The 25,826-nt window shown below is 63.1% G+C and carries 30 protein-coding genes; 6 read left to right on the plus strand and 24 right to left on the minus strand.

The annotated features are described in order from the left end of the window. Positions 1 to 80 precede the first annotated feature (80 nt). From fliP to EXZ48_RS12815, 14 genes are all read right to left on the minus strand, one after another. Positions 81 to 827 carry a flagellar type III secretion system pore protein FliP gene (gene fliP / locus EXZ48_RS12750; protein ID WP_024270504.1) on the minus strand — a complete coding sequence of 249 codons (747 nt, stop codon included), beginning with the start codon at positions 825 to 827 and terminating at the stop codon, positions 81 to 83. After that, positions 824 to 1,342, minus strand: a complete 519-nt coding sequence (gene fliL / locus EXZ48_RS12755) for a flagellar basal body-associated protein FliL (RefSeq protein WP_130516303.1) — start codon at positions 1,340 to 1,342, stop codon at positions 824 to 826. Before fliL ends, fliP begins: the two co-directional genes overlap by 4 nt. 29 nt (positions 1,343 to 1,371) lie before the next feature. Beyond that, positions 1,372 to 2,082 (minus strand): flagellar basal body L-ring protein FlgH, encoded by a 711-nt coding sequence (flgH, locus tag EXZ48_RS12760; RefSeq protein ID WP_023517384.1) that lies wholly within the window; start codon positions 2,080 to 2,082, stop codon positions 1,372 to 1,374. Next, on the minus strand, positions 2,079 to 2,627 hold the full coding sequence (locus EXZ48_RS12765; protein WP_050745456.1) for a MotE family protein: 549 nt from the start codon (positions 2,625 to 2,627) through the stop codon (positions 2,079 to 2,081). The genes flgH and EXZ48_RS12765 overlap by 4 nt, the downstream gene beginning before the upstream one ends. After that, positions 2,624 to 3,736, minus strand: a complete 1,113-nt coding sequence (locus tag EXZ48_RS12770; RefSeq protein WP_165909353.1) for a flagellar basal body P-ring protein FlgI — start codon at positions 3,734 to 3,736, stop codon at positions 2,624 to 2,626. The genes EXZ48_RS12765 and EXZ48_RS12770 overlap by 4 nt, the downstream gene beginning before the upstream one ends. Further along, complete coding sequence (gene flgA, locus EXZ48_RS12775) at positions 3,736 to 4,245, minus strand: flagellar basal body P-ring formation chaperone FlgA (protein ID WP_130516307.1); 510 nt, start codon at positions 4,243 to 4,245, stop codon at positions 3,736 to 3,738. Before flgA ends, EXZ48_RS12770 begins: the two co-directional genes overlap by 1 nt. A gap of 19 nt (positions 4,246 to 4,264) precedes the next feature. Further along, positions 4,265 to 5,047: a flagellar basal-body rod protein FlgG gene (gene flgG / locus EXZ48_RS12780; protein WP_023516327.1), complete on the minus strand. Its 783-nt coding sequence runs from the start codon at positions 5,045 to 5,047 to the stop codon at positions 4,265 to 4,267. A gap of 9 nt (positions 5,048 to 5,056) precedes the next feature. Next, positions 5,057 to 5,395, minus strand: coding sequence for a flagellar hook-basal body complex protein FliE (locus EXZ48_RS12785; protein ID WP_023516326.1), 339 nt, complete (start codon positions 5,393 to 5,395; stop codon positions 5,057 to 5,059). Then, positions 5,392 to 5,811 (minus strand): flagellar basal body rod protein FlgC, encoded by a 420-nt coding sequence (flgC, locus tag EXZ48_RS12790; protein ID WP_024270506.1) that lies wholly within the window; start codon positions 5,809 to 5,811, stop codon positions 5,392 to 5,394. Before flgC ends, EXZ48_RS12785 begins: the two co-directional genes overlap by 4 nt. Positions 5,812 to 5,814: 3 nt before the next feature. Next, entirely contained in the window at positions 5,815 to 6,198 is a 384-nt protein-coding gene (gene flgB, locus EXZ48_RS12795; RefSeq protein WP_024270507.1) for a flagellar basal body rod protein FlgB, read from the minus strand. Positions 6,199 to 6,508: 310 nt separating this feature from the next. Continuing rightward, positions 6,509 to 7,075, minus strand: coding sequence for a hypothetical protein (locus EXZ48_RS12800; protein WP_050745459.1), 567 nt, complete (start codon positions 7,073 to 7,075; stop codon positions 6,509 to 6,511). Continuing rightward, entirely contained in the window at positions 7,072 to 8,457 is a 1,386-nt protein-coding gene (fliI, locus tag EXZ48_RS12805) for a flagellar protein export ATPase FliI (RefSeq protein WP_088016502.1), read from the minus strand. The genes EXZ48_RS12800 and fliI overlap by 4 nt, the downstream gene beginning before the upstream one ends. 27 nt (positions 8,458 to 8,484) lie before the next feature. Next, positions 8,485 to 9,210 (minus strand): flagellar basal-body rod protein FlgF, encoded by a 726-nt coding sequence (gene flgF, locus EXZ48_RS12810; protein ID WP_023516095.1) that lies wholly within the window; start codon positions 9,208 to 9,210, stop codon positions 8,485 to 8,487. Between the two features lies 1 nt (position 9,211). Next, positions 9,212 to 9,991, minus strand: coding sequence for a DUF1217 domain-containing protein (locus tag EXZ48_RS12815; protein ID WP_023516094.1), 780 nt, complete (start codon positions 9,989 to 9,991; stop codon positions 9,212 to 9,214). A gap of 172 nt (positions 9,992 to 10,163) precedes the next feature. Between EXZ48_RS12815 and motA the strand changes: the two genes are divergently transcribed. From motA to EXZ48_RS12845, 6 genes are all read left to right on the plus strand, one after another. Then, positions 10,164 to 11,036, plus strand: coding sequence for a flagellar motor stator protein MotA (gene motA, locus EXZ48_RS12820; RefSeq protein WP_024270508.1), 873 nt, complete (start codon positions 10,164 to 10,166; stop codon positions 11,034 to 11,036). 39 nt (positions 11,037 to 11,075) lie between these two features. Beyond that, positions 11,076 to 11,987, plus strand: coding sequence for a FliM/FliN family flagellar motor switch protein (locus EXZ48_RS12825; protein ID WP_037407022.1), 912 nt, complete (start codon positions 11,076 to 11,078; stop codon positions 11,985 to 11,987). 62 nt (positions 11,988 to 12,049) lie between these two features. After that, on the plus strand, positions 12,050 to 12,646 hold the full coding sequence (gene fliN, locus EXZ48_RS12830) for a flagellar motor switch protein FliN (RefSeq protein WP_130516309.1): 597 nt from the start codon (positions 12,050 to 12,052) through the stop codon (positions 12,644 to 12,646). A 30-nt stretch (positions 12,647 to 12,676) separates the two neighbouring features. Continuing rightward, complete coding sequence (gene fliG / locus EXZ48_RS12835; RefSeq protein WP_024270510.1) at positions 12,677 to 13,717, plus strand: flagellar motor switch protein FliG; 1,041 nt, start codon at positions 12,677 to 12,679, stop codon at positions 13,715 to 13,717. A gap of 57 nt (positions 13,718 to 13,774) precedes the next feature. After that, the gene (flhB, locus tag EXZ48_RS12840) at positions 13,775 to 14,908 is read left to right on the plus strand and encodes a flagellar biosynthesis protein FlhB (protein ID WP_081870590.1); all 1,134 of its coding nucleotides are present in this window, start codon (positions 13,775 to 13,777) and stop codon (positions 14,906 to 14,908) included. A 5-nt stretch (positions 14,909 to 14,913) separates the two neighbouring features. Next, complete coding sequence (locus tag EXZ48_RS12845) at positions 14,914 to 15,357, plus strand: hypothetical protein (RefSeq protein ID WP_024270512.1); 444 nt, start codon at positions 14,914 to 14,916, stop codon at positions 15,355 to 15,357. A gap of 179 nt (positions 15,358 to 15,536) precedes the next feature. Here the strand turns inward: EXZ48_RS12845 and visR are convergent, their stop codons facing one another. From visR to EXZ48_RS12895, 10 genes are all read right to left on the minus strand, one after another. Then, on the minus strand, positions 15,537 to 16,280 hold the full coding sequence (gene visR, locus EXZ48_RS12850; protein ID WP_023517008.1) for a transcriptional regulator VisR: 744 nt from the start codon (positions 16,278 to 16,280) through the stop codon (positions 15,537 to 15,539). Positions 16,281 to 16,415: 135 nt separating this feature from the next. After that, positions 16,416 to 17,159, minus strand: coding sequence for a transcriptional regulator VisN (visN, locus tag EXZ48_RS12855; RefSeq protein ID WP_088016503.1), 744 nt, complete (start codon positions 17,157 to 17,159; stop codon positions 16,416 to 16,418). 564 nt (positions 17,160 to 17,723) lie between these two features. Beyond that, on the minus strand, positions 17,724 to 19,418 hold the full coding sequence (fliF, locus tag EXZ48_RS12860; protein ID WP_023516891.1) for a flagellar basal-body MS-ring/collar protein FliF: 1,695 nt from the start codon (positions 19,416 to 19,418) through the stop codon (positions 17,724 to 17,726). Positions 19,419 to 19,684: 266 nt separating this feature from the next. Further along, positions 19,685 to 20,074, minus strand: coding sequence for a hypothetical protein (locus tag EXZ48_RS12865; RefSeq protein ID WP_023516890.1), 390 nt, complete (start codon positions 20,072 to 20,074; stop codon positions 19,685 to 19,687). A gap of 96 nt (positions 20,075 to 20,170) precedes the next feature. Next, the gene (gene cheD / locus EXZ48_RS12870) at positions 20,171 to 20,725 is read right to left on the minus strand and encodes a chemoreceptor glutamine deamidase CheD (RefSeq protein WP_023514235.1); all 555 of its coding nucleotides are present in this window, start codon (positions 20,723 to 20,725) and stop codon (positions 20,171 to 20,173) included. Next, positions 20,722 to 21,111, minus strand: coding sequence for a response regulator (locus tag EXZ48_RS12875; RefSeq protein WP_023514236.1), 390 nt, complete (start codon positions 21,109 to 21,111; stop codon positions 20,722 to 20,724). Before EXZ48_RS12875 ends, cheD begins: the two co-directional genes overlap by 4 nt. After that, the gene (gene cheB / locus EXZ48_RS12880) at positions 21,111 to 22,169 is read right to left on the minus strand and encodes a protein-glutamate O-methylesterase CheB (RefSeq protein ID WP_037407012.1); all 1,059 of its coding nucleotides are present in this window, start codon (positions 22,167 to 22,169) and stop codon (positions 21,111 to 21,113) included. Before cheB ends, EXZ48_RS12875 begins: the two co-directional genes overlap by 1 nt. Continuing rightward, the gene (cheR, locus tag EXZ48_RS12885) at positions 22,166 to 23,071 is read right to left on the minus strand and encodes a protein-glutamate O-methyltransferase CheR (protein WP_023513412.1); all 906 of its coding nucleotides are present in this window, start codon (positions 23,069 to 23,071) and stop codon (positions 22,166 to 22,168) included. Before cheR ends, cheB begins: the two co-directional genes overlap by 4 nt. Beyond that, complete coding sequence (locus EXZ48_RS12890) at positions 23,068 to 23,535, minus strand: chemotaxis protein CheW (RefSeq protein WP_023513411.1); 468 nt, start codon at positions 23,533 to 23,535, stop codon at positions 23,068 to 23,070. The genes cheR and EXZ48_RS12890 overlap by 4 nt, the downstream gene beginning before the upstream one ends. A 6-nt stretch (positions 23,536 to 23,541) precedes the next feature. Beyond that, the gene (locus EXZ48_RS12895) at positions 23,542 to 25,821 is read right to left on the minus strand and encodes a chemotaxis protein CheA (protein ID WP_130516311.1); all 2,280 of its coding nucleotides are present in this window, start codon (positions 25,819 to 25,821) and stop codon (positions 23,542 to 23,544) included. Between the last annotated feature and the right edge of the window lie 5 nt (positions 25,822 to 25,826).

The raw sequence follows: 25,826 nt of genomic DNA on the forward strand, positions 1-25,826 counted from the left end.
TGGTAAAATTTTATGGTTAAGAAAAGCTGACGCGCCTGAGCAACGCCAGGACGGCCACGCGATTTTACTGCCGGAATACTTTAGCTGAAGGAGCGGACCAGGCTGCCAACGAGCAGGTTCCAGCCGTCGATGAGGACGAAGAACAGGATCTTGAAGGGCAGCGAGATCGAGGTCGGCGGCAACATCATCATACCCATGGCCATGGTGATGGTGGCAACGATCATGTCGATGACGAGAAAAGGCAGCACGACGAGGAAACCGATCTCGAAGCCGCGGCGGATTTCCGAGATCATGAAGGCCGGGATGACGACGCGCAGGTCCGCGACGTTGTTTTCGACGACCGTCTGGCCGCGCTCTTCCGCAAGCGAGATGAAGAGTTCGAGGTCCTTGTCACGGGTATTGGCGACCATGAACTCTCGGAAAGGTTCGGCGATGCGCTTGGCCGCCTCCGTCTCGTCGATCTGGTTGGCGATCAGCGGTTCCACGCCGTTCTGCCAGGCCCGGTCGAAGGTCGGAGCCATGACGTAGAAGGTCATGAACAGCGCCAGCGAGACGAGGATCATGTTGGAGGGCGTCGTGGCGAGGCCCATGCCGGAACGAAGGATCGAGAACGCGATGACGAAGCGCGGAAAGCTCGTCACCATGATGAGGATGCCGGGCGCCACCGAAAGCACGGTGAGCAGGCCGAAAGTGCGGATGATCCAAGAGGCGACCGACCCGTCGACCTGCGCGTTCAGCAAATCACCCGGCAGCTGCAATTGCTGCTGGGCGTAGGCCACGCCGGTCATCGCCATCATGGCGACGAAGGTCAGAAGGGCTCGAATCATTCGATCACAAAGGTCCGGAACATGACGTTGGTTACGCGCCCTTCGGACCGAAGGTCAACCCGCTCCTGCAGGTCTTCCCGGAGATATTGGAACCCGCGCGGCCCCTGCACCTGCTGCAGCGAGACCGTGCGCATGTAGGCCATGATGTCCTGGTGGATTTCCTCGGCCAGCTTGACGTCGGGCACGCCCTTGAACATCAGCGCCACTTCGAGGCGGATGCGGTTGTCCGAGGGATAGGCGAGGTTGCTGGTGATCGGGTCGAGCAGCACGATGCCGTTGGCCTCGGTCGAGATATGCGGCACTTCCTGCGCCGCCTCGCCTTCCGCACCTCCCTCGCCGCCGGCTTCCGCCTTCGCCACCTCTTCCGCCGGCTTTTCGGCGGGCGGCGGGGCCAGCATGTTGCCCACCAGCCAGCCGCCACCAGCCGCGAGCAGCGTCAGCACGGCAATGGCCGCAATGGTGATGACCAGGGTCGGCTTCTTCTTTTCCGCGACGACCTCGTCTTCGTCCGCCATGTTCGTCTTCCAGTCTTGTCAGGGCTTGGTCAAAGCGGCGAGAGCAGGTCGACGGCCTGCTGGCCCCATGGCGGCTGCTGCACTTCGGTCAGACGACCACGGCCACCATAGGAGATGCGGGCTTCCGCAATGCGCTCGTAGGCGATCTGGTTGTCGGCATCGACATCCTGCGGGCGCACGATGCCGGCGACGTTGAGGATGCGCAGCTCGTGGTTGACGCGCACTTCCTGCGAACCGCTGATCAGGAGATTGCCGTTCTCGATGACGCCCGTCACGACAGCGGCAACGAGCAGGTTCAGTCGCTCGGACCGTTCCGTCGAGCCGTCGCCCTTGGTGCTGGTCGAGGAGCCGTATTTAAGGTCGGCTTCCGTATCGACCTTGAAATTGTTGCCCGAGCCGCCGAAACCGAAGTTCATGCCGCTTTTGTTGGTACGCGAACGGTCGGTCTTGTTGTCGAACGTGGCGCGATCGTTGACGCGGATGTTGACGGTCAGGATGTCGCCGACCTTGAAGGCGCGCGAATCCTTGAAGAGCGCAGACTGCTGGTCGCTCCAGATCGAATAGCCGGCGACCGCGGTGCGCGGCTGCTTGGGATACATGGCCATCTGCGGCGTTTCCGCGTAGTTGAGGCCGCTGCCGATCGGGCTCATCGAGGGAGCCCTGCCGATTTCGTCGATGGCCTGGCTCGTGCAGCTCGAAAGCGTGAGCGCCACGGCGAGTGCGGAGGCGATCTTCTTCATGACGGATCCTTTGCCTTTGACGTATTCGGATCGCCCGCAATGGCGATGAGACGGGTGAGCAGCGCAGCCTTGTCGGCCGGCATTTCAGCCAGAATGGTGCTCGACTGGCGCGGCGGCAGCTTCATGACGATCGCCGAGGCGATCTCCGGATTGATTTCGGCAAGCTGCGCAGCCGCGGCGTCAGGCTTCATCTTGCGATAGATCTCGACGAGCCCGCCCTCGGCCGTCTTGAGGAAGTTGTTGCGACGGTTCAGCCAGTCCTCGTATTCGGCGCGACGGGTTTCCAGCGTCTTGATGCGCGCGTCGATATCCTTCTGGAGGTTTTCCAGTTCCTGCTTCTGAAGCAGGTAGCGCTGGTCGCGCGCAGCGTCTGCGATATTCGTGCAGAACTCGCGGATCTCGTCGGCGGTCGCCTTGGTCGTCATGATGACGGGACGCTCCTCGGCGAAGGCGCCGGGAATGGCCATGAGCACGAAGCCGGCCAGCGGCAGTGCGAGCTTGCGCGCCAGCGTCTTCACGGCAGTAAGAGTCGTGACATCGGTCATTGCAGTACCAGTTCTGCCTGGAGGGCGCCTGCGGTCTTGATGCTCTGCAGGATGGAGATGATACCGTCCGGCTTGACGCCGATACTGTTGAGACCGGTGACCAGCGAGCGCAGGCTCGAACCGTCGAGCAGGGCGACCGTGCCGCCATCCTGCTGGACGAGGATGTCCGTGCTCGGCTCGATCGCGGTCTCGCCTCTGGAGAAGGGTTCCGGCTGCACGACCTTCGGCATTTCGTTGATCTGCACGGTCAACGTTCCGTAGCTTACCGCGACAGGTGAGATGCGGACGTCCTGGCCGATAACGATCGTCCCGGTACGCTCGTTGACGACGACACGCGCGGGCGCATCGGTCTCGATGACGAGGTTCTCGATATCGGCCATCAGGCGGGAGAGATCCGCCATCTTCGGCTTGGAAACGTAGACCGACTGCGAATCGCGCGACTCGGCGATCGGCGACCCGTACTGCGCGGCCGCATAGCGGTTGATCGCGTCCGCCATGCCGACGGACGTGGAGAAATCGGGGTTGCGCAGCTGCAGCACGAGATCGGAGCTGTCCTTGAAGCGCGAGGGAAGCTCACGCTCGATGATCGCGCCGTTCGGTACGCGGCCGGCCGTGGTGACGCCCTGCTGCACCGTGGCGGCCTCACCACCGGCGCTGATGCCGGTGACGACGATCGAACCCTGCGCGACTGCGTAGATCTGGCCGTCGGCGCCGGAGAGCGAGGTCATGACAAGCGTGCCGCCACGCAGCGACGAGGCATCGCCGAGCGAACCGACGGTCACGTCGATGCGGCTGCCGGGGCTCGCGAAGGGCGGCAGGTTGGCGGTGACGAGCACGGCCGCGATATTCTTGGCGCGCGTCTGGGTGCCAACCATGGAGATGCCGAGATTCTGCAGCATCGCCCGCATGGACTGTTCCGTGAAGGGCGAGGACCGCATGCTGTCGCCCGTACCCTGGAGGCCGACGACGAGGCCGTAGCCGATCAGCTGGTTGTCGCGGCCGGCCTGCAGCGAGGCGACATCCTTGATGCGGGCTGCCGGCAACGCCGGCCCGGCTGCCAGCATGAGGCAGGCGAGGACGGCAAGGGCACGGGAGAATAGATCACGCATCATTTCGCCACCACATGCACGGTTCCGTCCGCCATGACCGTGCCGGAGACGATCACGCCCGAATCCTTGTTGCGGACCCGGATGAGTTCGCCGACAGCGGCATCCTGCAGAGGCGTGCCGTTGGTGCGGATGACGAGCGAGCCATCGTCGAAGATCATCTGCACGGTGGTGCCACGGTTCACGAGAAAAGGTTCACGCAGGGCCGAGACGAGGATGACGCGGCCGGGCAACAGGGTGCGCTTGGTGATGAGCCCGTTGACGTCGGAGATGCTCTCGGCAAATCCCTTGACGATGTTCGGGTTGGTCACCTCGACCACCTCGAGCTGCCCCGCCTGGATCTCCTCGCCGGGATAGATGATGCGCTTGGGCACGACGGCGGTGCGCACATCGGCCAGAGCCGCATCGGCCACGAGAAGACCGACGAGCGCGGCGGGCGCGACGAGGGCCGCGCGCCACCGGGCTGACAGGGTCTTTCCACTCCGAAGAGCTGCTTTCAGGCGAAACATCATGTTCCCCGCGTGTTGGGTGTTATCTCAGGTTCTTGCTGACCACGGCCGCCATTTCGTCCGCGGCCTGGATGATCTTGGAGTTCATCTCATAGGCGCGCTGGGCGGAGATCAGATCAGTGATTTCCTTGACCGGATCGACGTTGGAGGCTTCGAGGTAGTTCTGCTGGATATAGGCGAAGCCCGCTTCGTCAGGCGCGCCGACATTGGCCGGGCCGGAGGCAGCGGTTTCGCGGAAGAGGTTTTCGCCGAGCGGCTCGAGACCGGCTTCGTTGACGAAATTCGCCAGCGTGATCTGGCCGAGTTCCTGCTGCTCGCCGCCGACCGTCGCATAAACCTGGCCGGACTTGCTGACGGTAATCTCTGTCGCATCCTGCGGCACGTTGATGCCCGGCACGACCGTATAGCCGTCGAGGGTGACGAGCTGGCCTTCGGCATTGGTGTTGAAGGCGCCGGCGCGGGTGTAGAGCGTCGACCCGTCTGCGGCCTCGATCTGGAACCATCCACGGCCGATCAGCGCGAGGTCGAAAGAATTGCCCGTGCTCGTCAGGCCGCCCTGGAGATGCAGGTTGCGGATGGCGGCCGTCTTGACGCCGAGGCCGATGATGGCACCTTCCGGCACCACTGCCTGGTTGGCACGGTTCGGCACGCCGGCGGCGCGTTCGGTCTGGTAGAGCAGGTCGGAGAATTCGGCGCGGGCGCGCTTGAAGCCGGTCGTGTTGATGTTCGCGATGTTGTTCGCGATGACTTCAAGGTTGGTCTGCTGCGCGTTCATGCCTGTGGCGGCGATGGCAAGGGCTTTCATGTCCGGTCCTCAGATCTGCATTCTTGCGACTTCGAGATAGGCGGTGACGACCTTGTCGCGGATGGCGATCGCGGTCTGCAGCGTCTGCTCGGCACTCATGACGGCATCGACCACTTCGCGGGTCGTCGCCTTGCCCTGGATGGCTTCGAATGACTTGGTCTCGCTGAGTTTCAGCGCGTTGGTCATATCGGTCGCCATGTCACCCATCACCTGGGCGAAGCTCATCTGGGTTCCCGTTCCCTGCACGGCCGCACCAGAGGCGGAAACCGAATTGGACGTCTCGGTGGTGACGCCCGAGAGGGCGTTTGTGGAGAAGAGCGAACCGACGCCCTTTACGCTTTCGATCATTGCGAGGCCCTCAGGAGGTCGATGGTCGCCGAGATCAGGTCACGCGACTGCTTGATGCTCTGCAGGTTGGCTTCATAGGAACGATTGGCTTCCCGCATGTCGGCCATTTCGATCAGCATGTTGACGTTCGGCATCTTGACGATGCCCTCGGCATTGGCCGCCGGGTTGCCGGGATCGTACTCCGTCGAGAACTCGCCCTCGTCGAAGCCGAGGCGTTCGACCTCGACGAGCGAGGCACCGGACGCCCGGTCGAGTTCGGCCGCAAAGGTCACCGTCTTGCGGCGAAAGGGATCGGCACCGGGGACGTCGCCGGTCGAACGGGCGTTCGCCAGGTTCTCCGAGACGATGCGGATACGGGTGGATTGCGCCTCAAGTCCCGAGGCCGCGACTTTCAGTGAAGCTAAGAGCGGATCCATTTTTTACCTTCTGACTGTCATCAGCATCATGCGATGAAAGGCCTTAACGAGGCCGGCATTCAACTCGAACTCACGCTTGACCTGGCCCTCTTTCATGAGTTCCTCGGCAAGGCCGACCGTGTTGCCGGACTCCTGCACGCCGATCCCGTCGGTGGGCTTGGTTTCGACGACGCGGCTCGCCATCTCGCCGCCATCGGTGAGATGGCCCGGCTGGGTCGCCGCCATGCGGATGCCCGTCGTTTCGAGCACCGCCTGAAAGGGCGTGACGTCCTTCGCCTTGAAAGCGGGGGTGTTGGCGTTGGCGATGTTGCCTGCAACCACACTCTGGCGGACGGATAGCCATTCGGCTTGTTTCGAGGCCAGTTCAAACAGTTGTATCGGTTGCATGACAAGCTCCATCCTTGTTCATGGCGAACCTACGGAGCCAATCTTGCGTCAGACTTGCTGCGCGGCGGTTTATCGGCAACCTGCTGAATTTGCGGGAGAATAAGTGCTGCGTCTTTCGCATACGCGCGGGGCGCGCGCCCTCATCCGGCCTGCCGGCCACCTTCTCCCCGCAGGTGGGGCGAAGGGATATGCCGTACCGGTTTCCTCAACCCAACACCCGCTCGAGGCGGCAAGCCTCCTCTCCCGCTTGCGGGAAGAGGGCTAGGGTGAGGGCAAAGCCACGAGCAATCGCCTTGCCCGCGGAGGTTCGTCAGTTGCGCTTGATGATGTCGCCGTTCGAGGTGACGATGACCCACGCGCCGTCGCGCTGTTCGAGGGTCGCAAGACGGCTGTTGTCCGGCAGGATCGAGCCGACGCGCACGATGTACATGCCGCTGGCATCCTCGATCAGCGCCCGACCGTTCGCCACATGCATCAGCCGAAAGCCGGACGAGGCCGGCAGCGGCTGGTCGAGGCCAGTTTCGACCGGTGTGCCGAGCGCCTTGTCCTTCTCGCCGACGCTGGGCGCGGTGGCCGTCGAGACCGGGTCGAGGCTTTCCAGCCCCGGATCGTTGTCGTCGTCCACCATGGCGGCGGGCGAAACGCTCATAACTTCCTTTGCCGCCGTTTCCGGCAGGTCGCGCGTCGTGCCCTCCCAGAGCGCCGGCACGGAGAATTTTTCCGGGTTCAGGAAGACATACCACGGGAAGAAGGCCGCCATGGCGGCGAGCAGCACGCCCGTGCCCACCAACAGCTTGTCGCCCGTCGAATAGCGTCCCTTTTCCGCGCGCTTCATCGGCTGAATGGTCTGGTCCGCGTCGAAATCCGTCACTGTCATCCCCTTCTCGTTGCCGGCGCACCGCCCTGCCCGGCCGCATTCTTCAGCGCCGTGGCAAGATCGGAGAATGCATCGCCGGCAGGCCGTTCGCCCGGCGTCTGTTTCAGAACCTCATAGATGATCGGCACTTGCTTGATCGCCATGTCGAGATCGGGATCGGCTCCCGGCCGGTAGCCGCCGATGAGGCGCAGGTCGCGCGTTTCCTCGAAGCGATGGATCAGCGCCTTCAGCCGTGCGACCAGCCGCTCCTGGTCCGGCGTCCAGGCCTTGCGGGCAAGACGCGAGATCGAGGCGAGCGGGTTGATCGGCGGATAGCGGCCCTCTTCGGCAAGGCTTCGCTCCAACACGATATGACCATCGAGGATACCGCGCGTCGAATCGGCGATCGGGTCGTTGTGGTTGTCGCCGTCGACGAGGATCGAGATGATCGCCGTGATCGTGCCCGCGCCCTCCGCACCCGGCCCGGCCCGCTCCAGAAGGCGCGGCAGCTCGGTGAAGACGGAGGCAGGATAGCCGCGGGCGATCGGCGGTTCGCCGGAGGCCGTCGCCACCTCGCGGATCGCATGGGCGAAGCGCGTCACGCTGTCGATGATCAGGAGCACGTTGTCGCCCTGGTCGCGATAGTGTTCGGCGATCGTCACGGCGGTCAGCGGCGCCATCTTGCGCAGCATCGGGCTTTCGTCACTGGTCGCGACGACCGCGACGGATTTCGCCAGGTTGTCGCCCAGCGTGTCCTCGATGAATTCGCGCACTTCGCGGCCGCGTTCGCCGACCAGCGCAATGACCACCTTGTCGAAGGCATCGGCCCGCGCCAGCATCGAGAGCAGCGTCGACTTGCCGACACCCGAGCCGGCGAAGATGCCGAGGCGCTGGCCGAGGCAGAGCGGGGCGAAGATATCGACCGCGCGCACGCCGGTGGAAAACCCCGTCTCGACACGCTTGCGCGTCATCGAGGGCGGGGCGGAATTGGAAATCGAGCGCCGCACGCCGCCCTGGACGAGCGGGCCCAGTCCATCGATCGGCTCGCCGAGCGCATTGATCGTACGACCGCACCAGTCCGATGTCGGCGCGACGCGGAACGCGCCCTTGCGGATGACCACGTCGTGGATGCCGATCGGCTCGCCCGGCTCGATCGGGCAGACGACGACCGTCTCTGGTTCGACGCGGACGACCTCGCCGAGATGGATGCCGGTCGGGCTGCGATGCGCGACGAACTCGCCGAGCCGCACATGGCGCGACAGGCCGCTGACCGTGTAGTTCCCGGCCGCAATGGTCTGGACATGGCCGCCATGCGCCACGGAGAATTCCGGGGAGGAGTACCGTTTGACGAGGCCTGCCAGCGCATTCAGCTTGCCGCCGGCCCTGCCCGTTTCGCTGCTCATGCCGTCCTGTGCCGAACTCATGGGCGCTTACCGGTTTCCGCCGAAGGTGCGGATGGCTTCCTTCAGCGATTCTTCTGAGTCGCGCATCAGCGAGGCGACGCTTTCGAAGGCGCGCGTGACCTGGATCAGCTGCGTCATCTCGCCGATGGCATTGACGTTGGATTCCTCGATGTAGCCCTGCACCACACCGGCATCGATGCGATCGACGACCGGTTCCGGCGGGATGTTGGTGATGATGCCGCTGTTGCCGGCGCGCACGAAGCCGCCGGAAAGGTCTGCCTGGAACAGGCCGAGTGCGGCGATGGGCTGGCCGTTCTGGTTGAGTTGGCCGTCGGCGCTGAGCAGGATCGGACCATTGGCGAGATCGAGCTGGATCGGTCCGCCGCCGGCATCGAGCACGGCATAACCGTTGAGGGTGACGAGCTCGCCGGCATCCGTCACCGTGAAGCGACCGTCGCGCGTCAGCGTCGGGCCGGAAGGCGTCTGCACCTGGAACCAGGCATCGCCCTTGATGGCGAAGTCGAGCGTGCCGCCCGTCTCGGTCATGCCGCCGCTACGCGTGGAGAGGAACTCGTTGCCCTGCGACACGAAGGCGACGTCGGCGACCTTCTGGTCGCTGACGACCTGGTTGAACTTTATTTCCGTGGCGCGGAAGCCGACCGTCGTCGAGTTCGCGACGTTGTCGGCCAGCGTCGTCAGGCGGCGGTCGAGCGCAAGCTGGGACGAAAGCGATACATAGAGTCCGGTCTGCACGTCAGCGACCTCCGAGTTTCAGATTGTTGATGGAAATGAGGAGATCCGTCGAAATGCCTGTCAGGCTCGACGGCTGGAAAGCGGTCATCGGGTCATAGCTGCCCGACGGGTTTTCCAGTTCCCACATGGAAGTGAAGCGCTCGAGGAACTTGCCGACCTTCGAGGTGTCCTTGAAGTCCTCGAGATTGAGCACGTCCTCGTAAAATTCCGCCTGCCGGTCGATATCGGTGGCCGCAAATTCTGCCGGAAGCTGCAGCGCGGTGCGCACGACCTGCGCCAGCGCATCATCGGCGATGATCGAGTAACCCGATGTGATGGAAGTTGCCATACGCTCGAAGTAGAGCGCGAGCCGCACGCCGGTATTGTCCTCGCCGGCGCTGACCTCCAGCGTCTGGCGGGTATATTTGTCGACGACGCCCTTCTGCGCACGCTCGAAGGTGGTGGCAACCTCACCGTGTCTGGCGAAGTTCAGCGACTGCGCCAGCTCCTTGTAGCGCGTGTCCGAGAGCTGGTTGGCGAAAGCCGCCTTGTCGTCCACGCCTTCCGTCAGCACCTTGCGCATGAAGGCCTTGGCATAGGCCATGTCCTCCAGCCCGTGCGCCTTCATCGCGTAGTTATAGAGCCTGGCATCGGCGAAGAAATCGTCGACCGACTTCACGCTGCCGATCTTGGCGAGATAGTATTCCGTCTCGCGCTTGACGTCCGGCTGCTCCGAAACGCGCTTCAGCGACGTCTGGAGGTCTGCGGTAATCAGCTTGTAGCTCGTATAGGTGGTCGTCACGATGGGCCGCCGATCAAGGTTCGGGAGGGCATGAATGCCCGTTTTGAACCATGATCCTCGCGGCTTTTGCTTGCGCGAACCTGATCGGTAAACCTGCCGTTAGGTACAGCTTCACGCAAGGCTGGAACCGTATTTCCGGAACGGTCAGAATTGTGTCGGGACACCTGCGCTCATGAACATCATTATCGGTCTAATCGTTACCTTCGGCTGCGTCCTTGGCGGCTACATGGCCATGGGTGGTCATCTGGAAGTGCTGAACCAGCCCTTCGAACTCCTGATCATCGGCGGCGCCGGGATCGGCGGCTTCATCGTGGCCAACACGATGAAGGTGATCAAGGAGACCGGAAAGGCGCTCGGCGAGGCCTTCAAGCACAAGGTTCCGAAGGAGCGCCACTACCTCGATACGCTCGGCGTGCTCTACAGCCTGATGCGGGACCTGCGCACCAAGTCGCGCAACGAGATCGAGGCGCATATCGACAATCCGGCCGAATCGCCGATCTTCCAGTCCGCCCCGACGGTGCTCGCCAACAAGGAACTGACCGCCTTCATCTGCGACTACGTCCGCCTCATCATCATCGGCAATGCCCGCAGCCACGAGATCGAGGCGCTGATGGACGAGGAAATCCAGACAATCACCCGCGACAAGATGAAACCCTATCATGCGCTTGGCACGATGGGCGACGCCTTCCCGGCCATCGGCATCGTCGCCGCCGTTCTCGGCGTTATCAAGGCCATGGGCGCCATCAACGAGAGCCCGGAAGTGCTCGGCGGCAAGATCGCCGCCGCCCTCGTCGGCACGCTGCTCGGGGTGTTCCTGTCCTATTCGATCGTCACGCCGATCATCACCAACATCAAGGTGGTGCGCGAAAAGCAGAACCGCCTCTACATCATCGTCAAGCAGACGCTGCTCGCCTACATGAACGGCTCCGTGCCGCAGGTGGCGCTGGAATATGGCCGCAAGACCATCTCCTCCTACGAGCGCCCGTCGATCGACGCGGTGGAACAGGAAATGATGAATCCCGGCGGCGGTTCGAAGGCGGCCTAAGAGATGAAGGATGCACGCGTGACCGAAGCCCCTTCAGCCATGGACCCGATCGTTCTCGCCCGCCTCACCGGCCGGCTCGGCGACCAGGCGACAATCTCCAAGCTCTGCGCCAGCCTCGGCGACGTCTTCGCCGAATTCCTGCCGGACATGCTGGAAAACGAACTCGGTTTCGAAGTTGCGGTCTCCTATGCGGGGTTTGCGACGGGCAAATACGGCCCGCTGGTCGAAGGCCTCGGCGGTGCCATGGCCTGCTGCGACGCGTCGCTGCGCAACTGGTGCGATCGATTCACGCTGATCTGCGACAGCCCGATGATCATCACGCTGGTCGAGAACATGCTTGGCGCCGTCAGCGATGCGATCGACGACCCGGAACCGCGCCCGCTCTCCAAGATCGAGCTCGACCTTGCGGCGATGATGTTCGACCGGATTTCCGGCGTTCTGAAGTCCGCGGTCATGGGCGCCAACGGATTTGAACCCTTCCTTGGCCCGGCGCACAATGTGGAAACCCGCAAGGCCTGCGAGGACGGTACGGACGAGGCCTTCGTCGCCATGGTCAACATGGCCGTTGGCATCGGCCCGGTGCTTTCGACCTTCCACGTCATCGTGCCGCAAGCCGTTCTCCTGAAATCGAACATCACCGCGCCGAAGCCTGCCAATGCGCCGAAGACCCGCGTCGAGTGGAGCGAGCAGCTCGGCGAGCAGGTCCGCCGCTCCAAGGTGTCGCTCGAGGCGCGCATCCGCCTGGAAGCGCAGACGCTCGACACGATCAGCCGCCTGCAGGCAGGTGACATCATCCCGTTCAACGAGGCCGGCGACGTTCGCGTGGAGGTCAATGCGAACGGCCGCAACCTCTATGTCTGCGAATTCGGCCGCTCCGGCGCCCGCTACACGGTTCGCGTCAAGGATACATACGGCTCGGAGGAAGACATCCTCCAGCACCTCATCGGATAGTTTGGGCATGATGCCTGCCTGGCGGCACGCCTCGGGCAAGTTTCGAATGGAATAGTGGTCTTATGGCATCGAAGAAAACACCCATCGTTGACGACATGACGTCTTCCCTCAATGCAGGCGACCAGGAACTGGAGCAGGCGATCGACGACCTGCGCGGCGTTCTTCAGAAAGATACTTCCGGCGGATTTGCCGCCGACCTTCCGGCGACCGTCGACAACGACCCGCTGGCCGCCTTCGGCGGCGATTTCGGCTCCTCGGACTTCGGCGGTGGCGCGACCACCCCGGATTTCGGCGCCGGCGCTGGCGCCAGCTTCGGCGGTTCGGATTTCGGTGGCGGAACCGATTTCGGCGGCAGCGACTTCGGCGCCGAGCCGGGCGAAGCCGCACGGCCGGGCAGCGCATTGCAGTCCAATCTCGACCTCATCATGGATATCCCGATCGATCTGCAGATCGTGCTCGGCTCCTCGCAGATGCAGGTCTCCAGCCTCATGAACCTTTCCGAGGGCGCCACGATCGCGCTGGACCGCCGCATCGGCGAACCCGTCGAGGTCATGGTCAACGGTCGCGTCATCGGCCGCGGCGAGATCACCGTTCTTGAAAACGACGACACCCGCTTCGGGGTCAAGCTCATCGAAGTGAAGAGTACACGCAAAGTCTGATACCGGTTGAGGTCTCAGGGGGATGGATCCATGATGGATTTCGAAAATTTCGGCACCTCCACTGCGGTCGGTGCACCGCTGTCGCAGGTCGAGAAGGCGGCAGCCGTGCTTCTCGCCATGGGCAAGGGTGTTGCCGGCAAGCTCTTGAAATATTTCACACAGAGCGAACTTCAGGCGATTATCGCCGCTGCGCAGAACCTGCGCGCCATCCCGCCCCATGAGCTGATCGATCTCGTCAACGAGTTCGAGGACCTCTTCACCGAAGGGGCCGGCCTGATGGACAATGCCAAGATGATGGAAGGCATTCTCGAAGAGGGCCTGACGCCGGACGAAGTGGACGGCCTGCTCGGCCGTCGCGCCGCCTTCCAGGCCTACGAGACGACCATCTGGGACCGCCTGCAGGATGCGGATCCGGTCTTCGTGGCAAAGTTCCTGCTCAACGAGCACCCGCAGACCATCGCCTACATCCTCTCCATGATGCCCTCGGCCTTCGGCGCCAAGGTGCTTCTGGAAATCCCGGACGATCACCGCGCGGACATCATCAACCGCACCGTCAATCTGAAGGATGCGAGCCCGAAGGCGACCGCGATCGTCGAGGCACGCGTCATCGAAATGATCAACGCGCTGGACGCCGAACGCAATTCGATCGGTTCGAACAAGGTCGCAGACCTCATGAACGAGCTGGAGAAGTCGCAGGTCGACGAAATGCTCGCCTCGCTCGAAACGGTCTCCACCGAATCGGTCAAGAAGGTCCGTCCGAAGATCTTCCTCTTCGAAGACGTGCTCTACATGCCGCAGAGAAGCCGCGTGTCGCTGTTCAACGACGTTTCCGGCGACATCATCACGGCGGCGCTGCGCGGTGCCTCGATGGAACTGCGCGAATCGGTCCTCTCGTCGATCGGCGCACGCCAGCGCCGCATGATCGAATCCGATCTTGCGGCCGGCGACCAGGGCGTCAACCCGCGCGAAGTGGCGATCGCCCGCCGCTCGATCACGCAGGAAGCCATCCGTCTCGCCGCGGCCGGACAAATCCAGTTGAAGGAAAAGGACGAGGAGCGCCAGGCGGCCTGATCCTCCTTGACACGGTAGCGCCACAGGCGGAGCGTATCTGCGGCCCGAATCTCCAGAATGGGGGTTCGGGCCGTTTGTTTTTGGCCGCCCTCGACGGCCCGGGAGCGCGACGTGTCGGACGACGACAAGGACAGTAAAACAGAACTTCCGACCGAGAAGAAGATTCGCGACGCGATGGAGAAGGGCAACACACCCTTTTCGCGCGAGATCACCATCTTCGCCTCGACGCTCGCGATCTATCTCTTTCTCGTCTTCTTCATGCCGGGCGGCGTTTCCCGCATGAACGAAACGCTGCGCGACTTCTTCGAGCAGCCGGAGGCCTGGAACCTCAAGACCGGCACCGACGTCATCGCCATCTTCCGCCACCTGGGCTGGGAAGCCGGTGCGATGCTTCTGCCCATTCTCGCGATGATGATGCTCTTCGGCATCGCCTCCTCGGTTCTGCAGAACCTGCCGAGCCCGGTCATGGAGCGCGTGCGCCCGCAGATCTCCCGCCTCAGTCCGATGAAGGGCCTCAGCCGCCTCTTCGGCAAGCAGGGCCTCGTCGAGTTCGGCAAGTCGCTGATCAAGATCCTCATCGTCTCGCTGGTCGTGGCATTCGCCATGCGCGGCGACTACTTCGCCTCGCTCGACACCATGTTTTCCGAGCCGGCCGCGCTCGTCTACATGATGACGTCCGACATCAACAAAGTGCTGCTGATCATCCTTTTCGCCACCGCGCTGATCGCCGGCATCGACTTCGCCTGGACGCGTCATCACTGGTTTTCAGAGCTGATGATGACGAAACAGGAAGTGAAGGAGGAAATGAAACAGTCGCAGGGCGACCCGATCGTGAAGGCCCGCATGCGCTCGATCCAGCGCGACCGCGCACGGCGCCGCATGATCACGGCCGTGCCGCGCGCCACGCTCGTCATCGCCAACCCGACCCACTTCGCCGTTGCACTGCGCTACGTACGCGAGGAGGGCGATGCCCCGGTGATCGTCGCAAAGGGCCAGGACCTCGTCGCACTGAAGATTCGTGAGATCGCCGAGGAGAACGGAATACCGGTTTTCGAAGACCCGCCGCTCGCACGCTCAATGTTTGCGCAAGTCTCGGTGGATAGTGTCATTCCGCCGGTGTTCTACAAAGCCGTGGCGGAGCTGATTCACCGGGTTTACGCAGCTTCGCCCCAGACCAGACGGGTAAACTAGATCCGATGAGAAAATGCACCTACTCCGCCGAGCGCGAGAAGATTGTTGCAGAAGCAATCTGCCCGGTCGCCACTGAGCTTCGCCTGCTCGATGCCGCCGATCTCGTCTCGTTGTTGCGTTTCGAGTGCTACGGGAACCTCGCCGACCTGGTCTCTTCGGCGGCTGAACTCTATTTCTTGCCAGGCACCGTGAATTTCGGTGCCGGCGGCGATTATCGTCTCGACTGGGACACCGAGCCGGAAGTGACGCTCGACATGGAACTGCGCCCGCAGGGCGTGACGGTCTATGCCAAGCTGATGCTCCAGAAGGACAAGGCCGGCGTGGAGGTCACGCACGTGGCGTTCAACAACCCGTCCGCCGATCCTGACGACAATACGGATTTCTTGCGCAAGAGCCTGGCGGAGGCGAAGTACGTGAAGTCCAATTCAGGCTCGCAGCACGCTCATTGAGCGTTCGGAGTCTCTCCGCTTTTCTTCGAATCGCGAAAGCGCACTCAACTCATCCTCGGTCTTGAGCCGAGGAACCGTGCCTTGCGCACAGGGGTGGAGGCTCAGGGCAAGCCCAAGCACAACGAAGAGAAAGCGCCCGGGAGTTCAACGGCGGCTCGGCCACTTCGCCGCCCGCTTCTTCAAGTAATATATCCAAGCCGGATGGCCTTGGCGATCGCCTGGATGCGGTTGACGGCATCGAGCTTGGTCGTCGCCGTGCCGAGATAGGCGTTCACGGTATGCACGGAAAGGCCCATCTTCTCGGCGATCGCCTCGGAGATGCAGCCGTCGCCGGCCATCTGAAGGCAGGCGATCTCGCGCTCGCTGAGCGCTTCGGAAGGGGCAAGCTTCCGCTCTTCCCCGGCCAGCATGTCGATGAGCACCTGGCAGCTCTTCATGTGCATGTCGACGATGAGATCGCTGGACGGAGCGATGAAGGTGCCTGTGAAGACGACATAGCCGTTGCCATGAGCGCCGAGCCGGACGGGAAAGGCGATGCCCGACCAGGGCAGCAGCCGCGCGGGAAGGCGCGCCGTGAAGGGTTCGGCTCCCGATTCGGCGAACTGGTTGTCGCCGGCCCCTTCCCAGAGCAGCGGCAGCATCGAGGCCTCAAGATGGGCCAGCATGGCAGCACCGTGTGCTTCGAGAAGCGCACGCGCGTTGCCATCCACATTTTGCGCCCAGTTGTGTAGCGACAGGGTCAACTTGCGGGCTGCCGGCAGACCATGGCCGCTGAGACGGAGCACCGCGAAATGCTCCGCACCGATGACCGTCTGCATCACCTGCAGCCGGGAAACGAAATCGGATGCCCGTGCCGCCTTCGGTGGACGCGCGAGGCGAATTTCCGTCTCCAGGACAGCGGGGGAGGAAAGCTGGATGTCCATGGCAGTTCTCCTGTCTGTTTGTTCTGCGCCGTTCCGGACGCAGAACCGCTCAAGCGCCTTGCTGTAATCGCGACGGCATGTTGTCTTGCCGCATTGTCCAGAGCCGAAGCCGTGCTGCTTCGACCGGAAATGCGTCTAGACGAGGCTGTTTCGAACGGCCCAGGCGATCGCTTCCGACCGCGTCTTTGTCGCGGTCTTGCGCATCACGCTGGTGATGTAGTTGTTGATCGTGTTGCGCGAAATACCGAGGATGACGGCGATTTCGTCGCTCGTCTTGCCTTCGGCGATCCAGTAGAGGCACTCGATCTCGCGCTCGGTCAGGTCCATCTCGCGATCGTGCCGGGCGATCACCCCCTGGCAGCAGACGCTGGCGAAATAGCCGGTCATGACGCCGACATCGCGCAACTTGCTTTGGGAGAGGATGAAATGCTCCGGGAAGAGCAGCAGGAGCGACATGCGCACCCGGCCGACCTGGAAGGCGATGACGCAGTATTCGCGGCTGACGCCGCTCGGCATGGCAATATCGTCAGCCATGTGATTGAAACAAGGTTTCAGCAGGCTGAGGCACTTGTCGAGTTCGCTCATGCGGGACTGGCTGGCGACGACGGCGCCGGCGATGCTGCGCACCAAGTCGAAAGGCCAGTCCGAGGCGACGACCGTCTCCATGCCCGCTTCGGGCGAGATGTCGTGCCGGACGAGAAGGTAGTGGGAGGCGCTGACATAGTCGGTCAGCGCCCTCAGACCGCAGGACAAGCCGGCGCGATCCGCACAGCGTCCCAGGTGTTGAACCAAAAGTTCACGCGCACTCTTACGCTCACCCGTCTCGGCAGAGAATCCATAGGATTCCCAGGCCGCGACATCCGACCGGATCGTTTCCATGATAGCCCCCTGTTCCGATTCCGAACGGAGATCCATGCCTCCTTCCCGTCAAAGGTTCGGAACCGTCCGAACCCCTTCCCGGTCAGGCCGCATCGGCAAGAATCACCAAGCGAATCAGTAACTAAAGTGTACATCGGCTATCGCTAAAAACCACCGCCATCTTCTCGGGATTTACTTTTGCCGGCTTCTGTGAGTCTGCACATGCAAGATGATTTGCTTTCCGGCGGCCGGCATGAGACGAGGGGTTAAGCCATTGTTAACCATTAATTATTGGCACACTGCGATCGACACCGCAGAGAAAGACGCTGCTAATTCGTGGAAAAATTGCGATCCAGCGCCCAATCACTCAACCGGAGCGGCGATGAATTTTTTTCACCTATCACGCGCCCGTGAGCGCAAGCGCATGCGGCACCGGTGCCAACACGACAAATTTGCTGCAACGGGACTGAATGAGCGTTGCCGAAAAGCGACAGGCGGGCGTCAAAAACGGACATCGCCGTTTTTCGGCGCAAACGAAAACGCGGCCGTTTCCGGCCGCGTTGCTGTTCCTTCCGAGTGCCCTGTTCAGGCTGCTTCCTTCTCGGCCGACCACTTGCGCAGGATCTTCGCAGCGCGCTCCTCGCTGATCTCGACCATGCGGCCGAGGCGGCGCTCCGGACCTTCCTTGACACGACGGTTGAAGGCACCGTCGCCATCGTCGCCGGCATTGAGCAGGTCGTCCGTGCTGTCGAAGCCGAAGTCCGCACCGAAGCCATCCATGAGGGCCGCTCCGGGGCCGCCGGCGCCGGCGGCGGGAGAGAAGTCGGGCAGTTCGAGGCCACCCATGTCGCTGTCCAGCGCATTGGCCGAGGCACCGCCACCCGTGACCGAGCGAACCGCCGGACGAAGGCCGAACCAGACCACCACGAAGGCGACACCGAGGAAGGCGAGTGCGTTGATGATGCCGCCGAGATTGCGCGTCAGCACTTCCATGATGCCGGGACCTGCCACCGCCTCGTCGAGAAGCTGGTGATCGAGGAACTCCATGGCGGTGATGGTGATGACGTCGCCGCGCTCGGCATTGAGGCCTGCGGCGGACGAGACGATCTTCTGCATCTCCGCGACATAGGCATCGACCTTCGCCTGGTCGGCCGGCTCGCCCACCATGGCTGCGACACGGGCGCGATTGACCACGACGGCGACCGACAGCTTCTCGACCGTGTAGCTGTTGCGCATGGTGGCAACGGTCTTGCTGTTGATCTCGTAGTTGGTCTGCTCTTCCTTCTTGTCGGCCTCGTCACTCGACTGCGGACCGTTGGCACCGCCCTGGGGGCCGCCCTGCGGAATGTTCTGCTCGACGGTTGCGGCCTTGTTGTCGGCCTGCTGCTGCGACTTCTGACTTTCGCGCGTCACCCGGACGGAGCGCTCGACGCGTGATTCCGGATCGTAGACCGTCTCCTGGATCTGCTGGGTATCCATGTTGAGCGCCGCGGTGACGCTGGCGCGGAAGTTGTCCATGCCGAGGAAGGGCGCGAGCGCCTTTTCGATGTTGCGCTCGACTTCGCTCTGCACGGTCTGTACGGCCGTCAGCGAACGGTTGATCGCGCCGTTCTCGGCATCGTCGCCGGAGGCGAGCAGCTGGCCGGCAGAATCGAGGATGGTAACGCCGTCGACCTCGAGGCCAGGAACGGAGGCGGCGACGAGGTGGCGGATCGCGGCGGCCGATTCACGGCCGGCCTGCGCGCTCGCACGGATCATGACGGAGGCGGTCGGCACCTGCTCGGCTTTGCGGAAGTTGCCGCGCTCCGGCATGACGATGTGCACGCGGGCGGCGGCGATGCCGCTGATCTGCTGGATGGTGCGGGCAATCTCGCCTTCGAGCGCCCGGACACGCGTTACTTCCTGCATGAACGAGGTAAGGCCGAGAGAGCCGACCTTGTCGAAAAGTTCGTAGCCGGAGTTGGCGCTGTTCGGCAGGCCGCGTTCGGCGAGATAGAGGCGCGCCTTGCCCGTCTGGCCGACCGGAACCTCGATGCTCGATCCATCCGTGCCAGTGTTGAAATCGATATTCGCTTCGGCGAGCGCCAGACTGATCTGGTTCGCATCGGTCTTTTCCAGACCGACATAAAGCGTCTCGTAGGCGGGCTTGTTGACCAGGATCCCTGCGGCGAGCACGAGACCGATCGAGACGACGGCGGCTCCCGCCAGCATCGCGAGTTTCGCCTGCCCCAGCGAAGCCAGGTTCTTGTAGACTTTCGTCAACTGTTCCAACAGATTCATTCTGTTCCCGCACGGACTAGTCGCCTGGGCCCCGGCCAACATGCCGGCACGATCAGACGCATTTTCAATCTCGTGGGACGGAGCCGGCACATTTCCGCACGCGCCGACCTGCCCCATGGAATACGCGGATCTAACTGATCCGGGCTGGAGACTAGACCGTGAAACTTGCGCGAGCATTTCGTTGCCGCGCGCCGGGCAAAAGCGGCAGAACGAAAGACGGCGCCTGGAGGGCGCCGTCGAACATTCTGATTATATTGGGAAATAGGCTAAAATGCCTCAAAATCGCCAGCAGCCTTGCCGAGCGGCTGGGAGTGGCCGTGGCGCATTCCGTTGCTCAGCGCCTTCTGCATGTCCGCAAGTTTCACCAGATTGAGCGCCGTCGTGACATCGACGATCCAGCTATCGGGAATGCTTGCAGTGATGGTGTCGATGAACTCGGCAAGCCCGCGCGTCTTCTGCACGGCAAGATCGATACCCTGCAGCACCATCATGCGCTCGGCAGCATCCAGCACAGCATCGCCATGGATGCCGGCGAGCTGCGGTTCGATGCGTTCGATCAGATAGGCGACATCGTGCAGTTCGGACACGATCCGCATCAGGACATCCGGAAGGGCTTCCTCCATGGCAGGGACTGCACTCAGATACTCGGCTTGCATGGATTACCCTTTTCCCCGTACGAGGCCGTCACCCTCTGGGACGGCCGGCTACGCAACACTGTTCGTACTTTCGCGCCCTTGCGACGAAACCGCCGCTCAGAAGAATTCGATCGAGCTTTCGACAGGCTTGGCAACGGGTGCGGGCCGCTGCTCCAGTGCCACCGTCTTCTGCGTCTCGACGCCCGTCAGGGCATATTGCCGGGCCCGGCCGCTCGACGGCCAGTATTCCAGCTTCCGGCCGTGCTCGCCGCCGGTGCTTTCACCAACGACCTTGATGCCTTCGTCCATCAGGAACTGCCGGGCAAAGCGCGCATTCTGCTCGCCGACATTGGAGAAGCGCGCGATCGTCCTCGCCCCGCCGAAGATCTTCGCCTCCAGCCGGTCACGCCGCGCGCCCTGCTTCAGGAGGCCGTTGATCAGAAGCTCCATCAGGTGCACGCCGTAGCGCGTGGCGTCACCCCCCGAGGCCATGGCTTCGGCCGAGCCGGGGAGCAGGAAGTGATTCATCCCCCCGACGCCAACGACCGGGTCGCGCATGCAGGCGGCCACACAGGACCCGAGAATGGTGGTGAGCACCACATTCGGATCGTTGAGGACCTTGTATTCGCCCTGAATGACATGGACGCGGCGCGTCCCGGCGTCTGATATCATTTCAATGCCCCGAACACGGCTTCGATGGCCGCCTTCATCTTCTCGATGGTGAACGGCTTGGCGAGGACGTTGTTCGCACCGAGGGCCGCCGCCTTCTGCACCAGCGCACGGTCGCCCTGCGCGGTGAGAATGATGAAGGCCGCCTTCTTGGTGGTGGGGTTCGACCGCACCGCCTGAAGGAACTCGATGCCGTCCATCTTCGGCATGTTGAAGTCGGAGATGACGAGATGGTGCGGCTGCTGGGACATGATGGCCATGCCCTGCGCGCCGTCGCCGGCCGCCGTGATCTGCTTGAAGCCCAGCTGCTGCAGGGCATCGCCCAGAAGCAGGCGGCTCGTCACCTGATCGTCAACGATAAGAACTTTGATTTTTTCAGCGATAGACATTATTCGCTCCCTTCTCTACGGGCCGCAGTTATTTTCAAGACTTCCTCCCCGATGGAGGAGAGCGGAAACTGGTGTTCTACGGCGCCAAGCTCGAAAGCCACTCTCGGCATTCCATATACGACGCAGGTTTTTTCGTTCTGGCCGATGGTCCGCGCCCCTGCGTGACGCATTTTCAACAGGCCGCTTGCCCCGTCCCGGCCCATGCCGGTGAGGATGACGCCGACGGCGTTCCGGCCGGCAAGCTCGGCCACCGAATCGAACAGCACATCCACCGAAGGGCGGTGGCCGTTGACCGGATCCCGTTCCACCAGCCGGCAGCAGGGCGCATGCGGGTTGGCGATCTGGAGATGGCGTTCACCACCGGGAGCCAGATAGATTTTGCCGATCTCGAGCCGCGCACCGTCCGTCGCTTCCTGCACCACGGGAGCGCAGAGCCGGTTCAGCCGGTCGGCGAAGCTCTTGGTGAAGGTCGGCGGCATGTGCTGCGTGATCACCGTCGGCGGGCAGTTGACCGGGAACTTCTGCAGCACCGCGATCAGTGCCTCCACACCACCCGTCGATGCACCGATGGCGATCACACGCCGGCCGGGCTTGTAGGCGGCGACCGGATTGACGTTGGCAGCGGTCGGCGCGAGCGGCGGCACATCCGTACGGACCTGGCGGCGCTGCGAGCGGGCGGCGGCCTTCACCTTCTCGGCAAGGTCGCCGAAGGGACGGGCATCGCCCGGCTGCGGCTTGCCGACGCAATCGAACGCACCGATCTCCAGCGCCATCAGCGAGGCTTCGGCACCGCGATGGGTGAGCGTCGAGACCATGATGACCGGCATCGGCCGGAGCTTCATGATCTTGTCGAGGAATTCGAGCCCGTTCATGTTCGGCATCTCGATATCCAGCGTCACGACGTCGGGATTGAGCTGCTTGATCGCGTTGCGGGCTTCCATGGCGTCGCCGGCCTGCCCGATGACGTTAACGTCCGGGTCGGCATTGAGCACGGCCGTGATCAGGCCGCGCATGGTCGGCGAATCGTCGACAACGAGTACGCGCGCGGGTGCCATCATACGCTCCTCCTGTGCTTGCCGGTGTAGCGGTAGGTTGTGATACCGATATTATCGAACTGGTTCTTCGCCTCGCCCGAGACGCGCTCGGAATGGCCGATATAGAGGTGGCCGTTGTCGCCCAGCATGCCGGCGAAGCGCGACCAGATCTTCATCTGTGTCGGCTCGTCGAAATAGATGACGACGTTGCGGCAGAAGATGACGTCGAACGGCCCCTTGAACGGCCATTGGGCCATCAGGTTCAGCTCGTTGAAGGTGATGAGCCGCTTGACGCGGTCGTCGATCTGCCACTTCTGCCGGCCGGCCGCATCCGTTTCGCGGAAGAACTGCTTGCGCATGGCGGGGTTGACCGTTTCCAGCGCATTGGCGTCGTAGGCGCCGGCCCGGGCAATGGCGAGGATCTTCGGATCGATGTCCGTCGCGAGGATGCGGAAATCGTAGTCGGCGACGTTCGGCATCAGTGAGAGCACGGTAAGTGCGATCGAATAGGGCTCCTGCCCATCCGAACAGGCCGCCGACCAGATGCGCACGCGGCCGCCATTTCGGGCGCGGGCAAGAAGATCCGGCAGGACCTCGCTCTTCAGATGGTCGAAATGGTGGTTCTCGCGAAAGAAGCGCGTGAAGTTGGTCGTCAGGTGCGACAGCATCTCCTTGCGCGGACCGGCACCGGCCGGCGAGGAAACAAGCGCGCAATATTCCCGGAAACCCTTCAGGCCGAGCTGGCGAATATGCTTCGACAGGCGCGAATAGACGAGCGAGGCCTTGGTCTCGTTGAGGTAGATGCCGGCGTCCGCATAAATCATCGCCGCAATCTCGGAAAGGTCCTTGCGCGTCAGCGGGTATTCGCCGCTTGCCAGGCACTCATCGGGAGACTGCCGCGTGTCGATGGCCGAAGAATAGGTCATGCGGCTTCACTTTCCGTATGCGGGAACAGGGCGTCGAGTTCGATGAGGCAGATCATGCGCCCCTCGATGGCGAGGATGCCGCGGGCATAGGCCTTTGCCGCCTCGTTGGCGATGTCGGGCGTCGGCTGCATGTTTTCGTCGGTCACAGTCAGGATGTCGGAGACCGCATCCACGAGCAGACCCACCACCCTCGCCCCGACCTGGGCGACGATGATGACATGCCGCACGGTCGGCTCGGCCGCCTTCATGCCAAGACGCAGCGACAGGTCGACGATCGGCAGCACGGCGCCGCGCAGGTTGATGACGCCAAGCACATAGGACGGCGCATGCGGCATCGACGTCGCCGGGGTCCATCCACGGATCTCCCGGACAGACATGATGTTTACACAGAACTCCTGGTCACCGATCCTGAAGGCGATCAGTTCACGTCCGTGCGAAAGGTTCTTTACCGCGTACGTCGTCATGGCGTCTTAACCGGTGGCAGCAAGCGAGATGTCTTGTCTCAAGGACTGGCCGCGCGAGGCGGCAACCACCGCATCGACGTCCAGGATGAGGGCCACGCGGCCGTCGCCGAGAATGGTGGCAGCGGCGATGCCGGGCACGTGGGTGTAGTTGGCCTCCAGGCTCTTGATGACCACCTGACGCTGGCCCTGGATGGCATCGACCATGAGGGCGCGCTGGCCGCCGCCTTCCGATTCGACGAGCAGAGCGACGCCCTCGATCGGATTGGCCTGCGTGGCGCGGAAATTGAGAATCCGGCCGACATCCACCAACGGGCAGAAGGAATTGCGGATCGAGATGAGCCGCTGCGAGGCGCCGAAGGAGTGGATGGCCGAGGCTTCCGGCTGCAGTGTCTCGACGATGGCCGTCAGCGGCACGACGAGCGTCTGGCCGGCGACCGTGACCACCATGCCGTCGAGCACGGCGAGCGTCAGTGGCAGGCTCATGGTGAAGACGGAGCCCTGCCCCGGCTTCGAGGAGATCGAGATGCGGCCGCCGAGCGCCTGGATGGAACGCTTGACGACGTCCATGCCGACGCCGCGGCCGGACAGGTCCGATACCTTGTCGGCGGTCGAGAAGCCGGCGTGGAAGATCAGGTTGTCGATTTCCTCGTCCGAGAGATTCGCATCGGCGGCGATCAGATCGTTGTCGATGGCCTTCTGGCGCACCTTCTCGCGGTTGATGCCGGCGCCGTCGTCGGCAAGCTCGATGACGATGCGGCCCGAGCGGTGTTTTGCCGTGAGGCGAACCGTGCCTTCCGGGTTCTTGCCGAGCGCTTCACGCTTCTCCGGCATTTCGAGGCCGTGATCGACCGCGTTGCGGATCATGTGCGTCAACGGTTCCGCCAGCTTGTCGATGACGGTCTTGTCGACTTCGGTGTTCTCGCCCTCGGTGATAAGGCGGACCGACTTTCCGGTGATGTCGGCGATTTCGCGGACGGTACGCGCCATGCGCTGGAAGACCGGCTTCACCGGCTGCGCGCGGATGGCCATCACCGAATCCTGGATCTCGCGGGTGAGCTGCTGCAGCTCCTCGAGACCCATATTGATGGAGGACGTGCCGTTGGTGTCGTTCTCCACGACGCTCTGCGAGAGCATCGCCTGGTTGATGACGAGTTCGCCGACGAGGTTGATCAGGCGGTCGACGCGGTCGAGATCGACGCGGATCGTCTGGCCGGCGGCGGCGGCCTGGTTGGCCTGGGCGGCGCTGGCGGCGGATGCGGCAGCGGCCTTGGCGTTTTCGGCGGCGCGGCTAGCGACCTGCGAGACCTTGGTTGCGGTCTCTGCGGCGGCAACAGCGGCGGCGGCATCGCTTTCCATCACGGCCGGCTCTTCGGTAGCGGCAGAGCCACTTTCGTCGAGGATCGAGAGATCGAAGGGAACCGGCTGCATCGGCAGCTCTTCGTCGTCGGCGGCATCGCCGACCATTTCTTCCTCGATCGTGTGGATGTCGAGGTCGCAATCCCATTCGGCGAATTCGAAGACAGAGCGCACACCGTCTTCACCCTTGTCCGTCGTGACCGAGATCTTCCAGGAGAAGTAGGCTTCCTCCGGGTTCATCTTGTCGAGCGGCGGCAGGCTGTCCATGTCGCAATAGACACTCATCTCGCCGAGGCGGGAGACGTCGCGCAGGAGGAGCACGGCCTCGTTGCCCTTGGCGTAGAGATCCTTCTTCGGCTTGAAGACGACCTGGCAGGTCGGCACGTAGTGATCGGCCGGCTCGTCGTCGAAATCACCGAAGGAGAAGGGGATCGGCTGGAAACCTTCGTCGTTGACCGCCGGCTTTTCGACGACCGGCGCCGGCGCGGCCGCCCTGGGAGCAGCGGCTGCGGGTTTTGGCGCAGGCGCTTCGGCAGCGGCCGGGGCTTCGCCATGGGCAAGCGCCTCGAGTTCGCGGATGAGGGTCCGGCTGCGGGCCTCGTCGACGCTTCCGCCGTCACGCGCCGCATTGGTCAGATCCGCCAGGACATCGGCGGACTTCAGCATGACCTTCAGGACGTCCTGGGTGGGCTCCAGCTTGTTGGATCGAACGCAATCCAGTGTCGTCTCGAACACATGGGCGAAGGAGACGAGATCGTCGAGGCCGAAGGCACCGGCACCGCCCTTGATCGAGTGCACGGCGCGGAACACGGCATTCACCGTTTCCGGGTCGCGGTCGCCGTCGTTCAGCTTCAAGAGGCCTGATTCCAGTTCCGCGAGCTGCTCCTCGCACTCCTGGAAAAAGATCTCTTTGATTTCGTTCATATCCATCGGGA

Source organism: Shinella sp. JR1-6, assembly GCF_004284735.1.
GTDB lineage: Bacteria > Pseudomonadota > Alphaproteobacteria > Rhizobiales > Rhizobiaceae > Shinella.

Excerpts from the sequence above, each read along its gene's own strand:
- cheD (WP_023514235.1), bottom strand. The coding sequence starts at position 20,725 with ATGATATCAGACGCCGGGACGCGCCGCGTCCATGTCATTCAGGGCGAA.
- fliL (WP_130516303.1), bottom strand. The coding sequence starts at position 1,342 with ATGGCGGACGAAGACGAGGTCGTCGCGGAAAAGAAGAAGCCGACCCTG.
- EXZ48_RS12890 (WP_023513411.1), bottom strand. The coding sequence starts at position 23,535 with ATGACGACGTACGCGGTAAAGAACCTTTCGCACGGACGTGAACTGATC.
- motA (WP_024270508.1), top strand. The coding sequence starts at position 10,164 with ATGAACATCATTATCGGTCTAATCGTTACCTTCGGCTGCGTCCTTGGC.
- EXZ48_RS12875 (WP_023514236.1), bottom strand. The coding sequence starts at position 21,111 with ATGTCTATCGCTGAAAAAATCAAAGTTCTTATCGTTGACGATCAGGTG.
- visN (WP_088016503.1), bottom strand. The coding sequence starts at position 17,159 with ATGGAAACGATCCGGTCGGATGTCGCGGCCTGGGAATCCTATGGATTC.
- fliF (WP_023516891.1), bottom strand. The coding sequence starts at position 19,418 with ATGAATCTGTTGGAACAGTTGACGAAAGTCTACAAGAACCTGGCTTCG.
- fliP (WP_024270504.1), bottom strand. The coding sequence starts at position 827 with ATGATTCGAGCCCTTCTGACCTTCGTCGCCATGATGGCGATGACCGGC.
- cheR (WP_023513412.1), bottom strand. The coding sequence starts at position 23,071 with ATGACCTATTCTTCGGCCATCGACACGCGGCAGTCTCCCGATGAGTGC.
- EXZ48_RS12765 (WP_050745456.1), bottom strand. The coding sequence starts at position 2,627 with ATGACCGATGTCACGACTCTTACTGCCGTGAAGACGCTGGCGCGCAAG.
- flgH (WP_023517384.1), bottom strand. The coding sequence starts at position 2,082 with ATGAAGAAGATCGCCTCCGCACTCGCCGTGGCGCTCACGCTTTCGAGC.
- flgA (WP_130516307.1), bottom strand. The coding sequence starts at position 4,245 with ATGATGTTTCGCCTGAAAGCAGCTCTTCGGAGTGGAAAGACCCTGTCA.
- flgC (WP_024270506.1), bottom strand. The coding sequence starts at position 5,811 with ATGGATCCGCTCTTAGCTTCACTGAAAGTCGCGGCCTCGGGACTTGAG.
- visR (WP_023517008.1), bottom strand. The coding sequence starts at position 16,280 with ATGGACATCCAGCTTTCCTCCCCCGCTGTCCTGGAGACGGAAATTCGC.
- fliG (WP_024270510.1), top strand. The coding sequence starts at position 12,677 with ATGATGGATTTCGAAAATTTCGGCACCTCCACTGCGGTCGGTGCACCG.
- EXZ48_RS12845 (WP_024270512.1), top strand. The coding sequence starts at position 14,914 with ATGAGAAAATGCACCTACTCCGCCGAGCGCGAGAAGATTGTTGCAGAA.
- EXZ48_RS12770 (WP_165909353.1), bottom strand. The coding sequence starts at position 3,736 with ATGCGTGATCTATTCTCCCGTGCCCTTGCCGTCCTCGCCTGCCTCATG.
- EXZ48_RS12865 (WP_023516890.1), bottom strand. The coding sequence starts at position 20,074 with ATGCAAGCCGAGTATCTGAGTGCAGTCCCTGCCATGGAGGAAGCCCTT.
- EXZ48_RS12800 (WP_050745459.1), bottom strand. The coding sequence starts at position 7,075 with ATGACAGTGACGGATTTCGACGCGGACCAGACCATTCAGCCGATGAAG.
- fliN (WP_130516309.1), top strand. The coding sequence starts at position 12,050 with ATGGCATCGAAGAAAACACCCATCGTTGACGACATGACGTCTTCCCTC.
- fliI (WP_088016502.1), bottom strand. The coding sequence starts at position 8,457 with ATGAGCAGCGAAACGGGCAGGGCCGGCGGCAAGCTGAATGCGCTGGCA.
- EXZ48_RS12825 (WP_037407022.1), top strand. The coding sequence starts at position 11,076 with ATGGACCCGATCGTTCTCGCCCGCCTCACCGGCCGGCTCGGCGACCAG.
- flgG (WP_023516327.1), bottom strand. The coding sequence starts at position 5,047 with ATGAAAGCCCTTGCCATCGCCGCCACAGGCATGAACGCGCAGCAGACC.
- cheB (WP_037407012.1), bottom strand. The coding sequence starts at position 22,169 with ATGATGGCACCCGCGCGCGTACTCGTTGTCGACGATTCGCCGACCATG.
- flhB (WP_081870590.1), top strand. The coding sequence starts at position 13,775 with ATGGGGGTTCGGGCCGTTTGTTTTTGGCCGCCCTCGACGGCCCGGGAG.
- EXZ48_RS12785 (WP_023516326.1), bottom strand. The coding sequence starts at position 5,395 with ATGATCGAAAGCGTAAAGGGCGTCGGTTCGCTCTTCTCCACAAACGCC.
- flgB (WP_024270507.1), bottom strand. The coding sequence starts at position 6,198 with ATGCAACCGATACAACTGTTTGAACTGGCCTCGAAACAAGCCGAATGG.
- EXZ48_RS12895 (WP_130516311.1), bottom strand. The coding sequence starts at position 25,821 with ATGGATATGAACGAAATCAAAGAGATCTTTTTCCAGGAGTGCGAGGAG.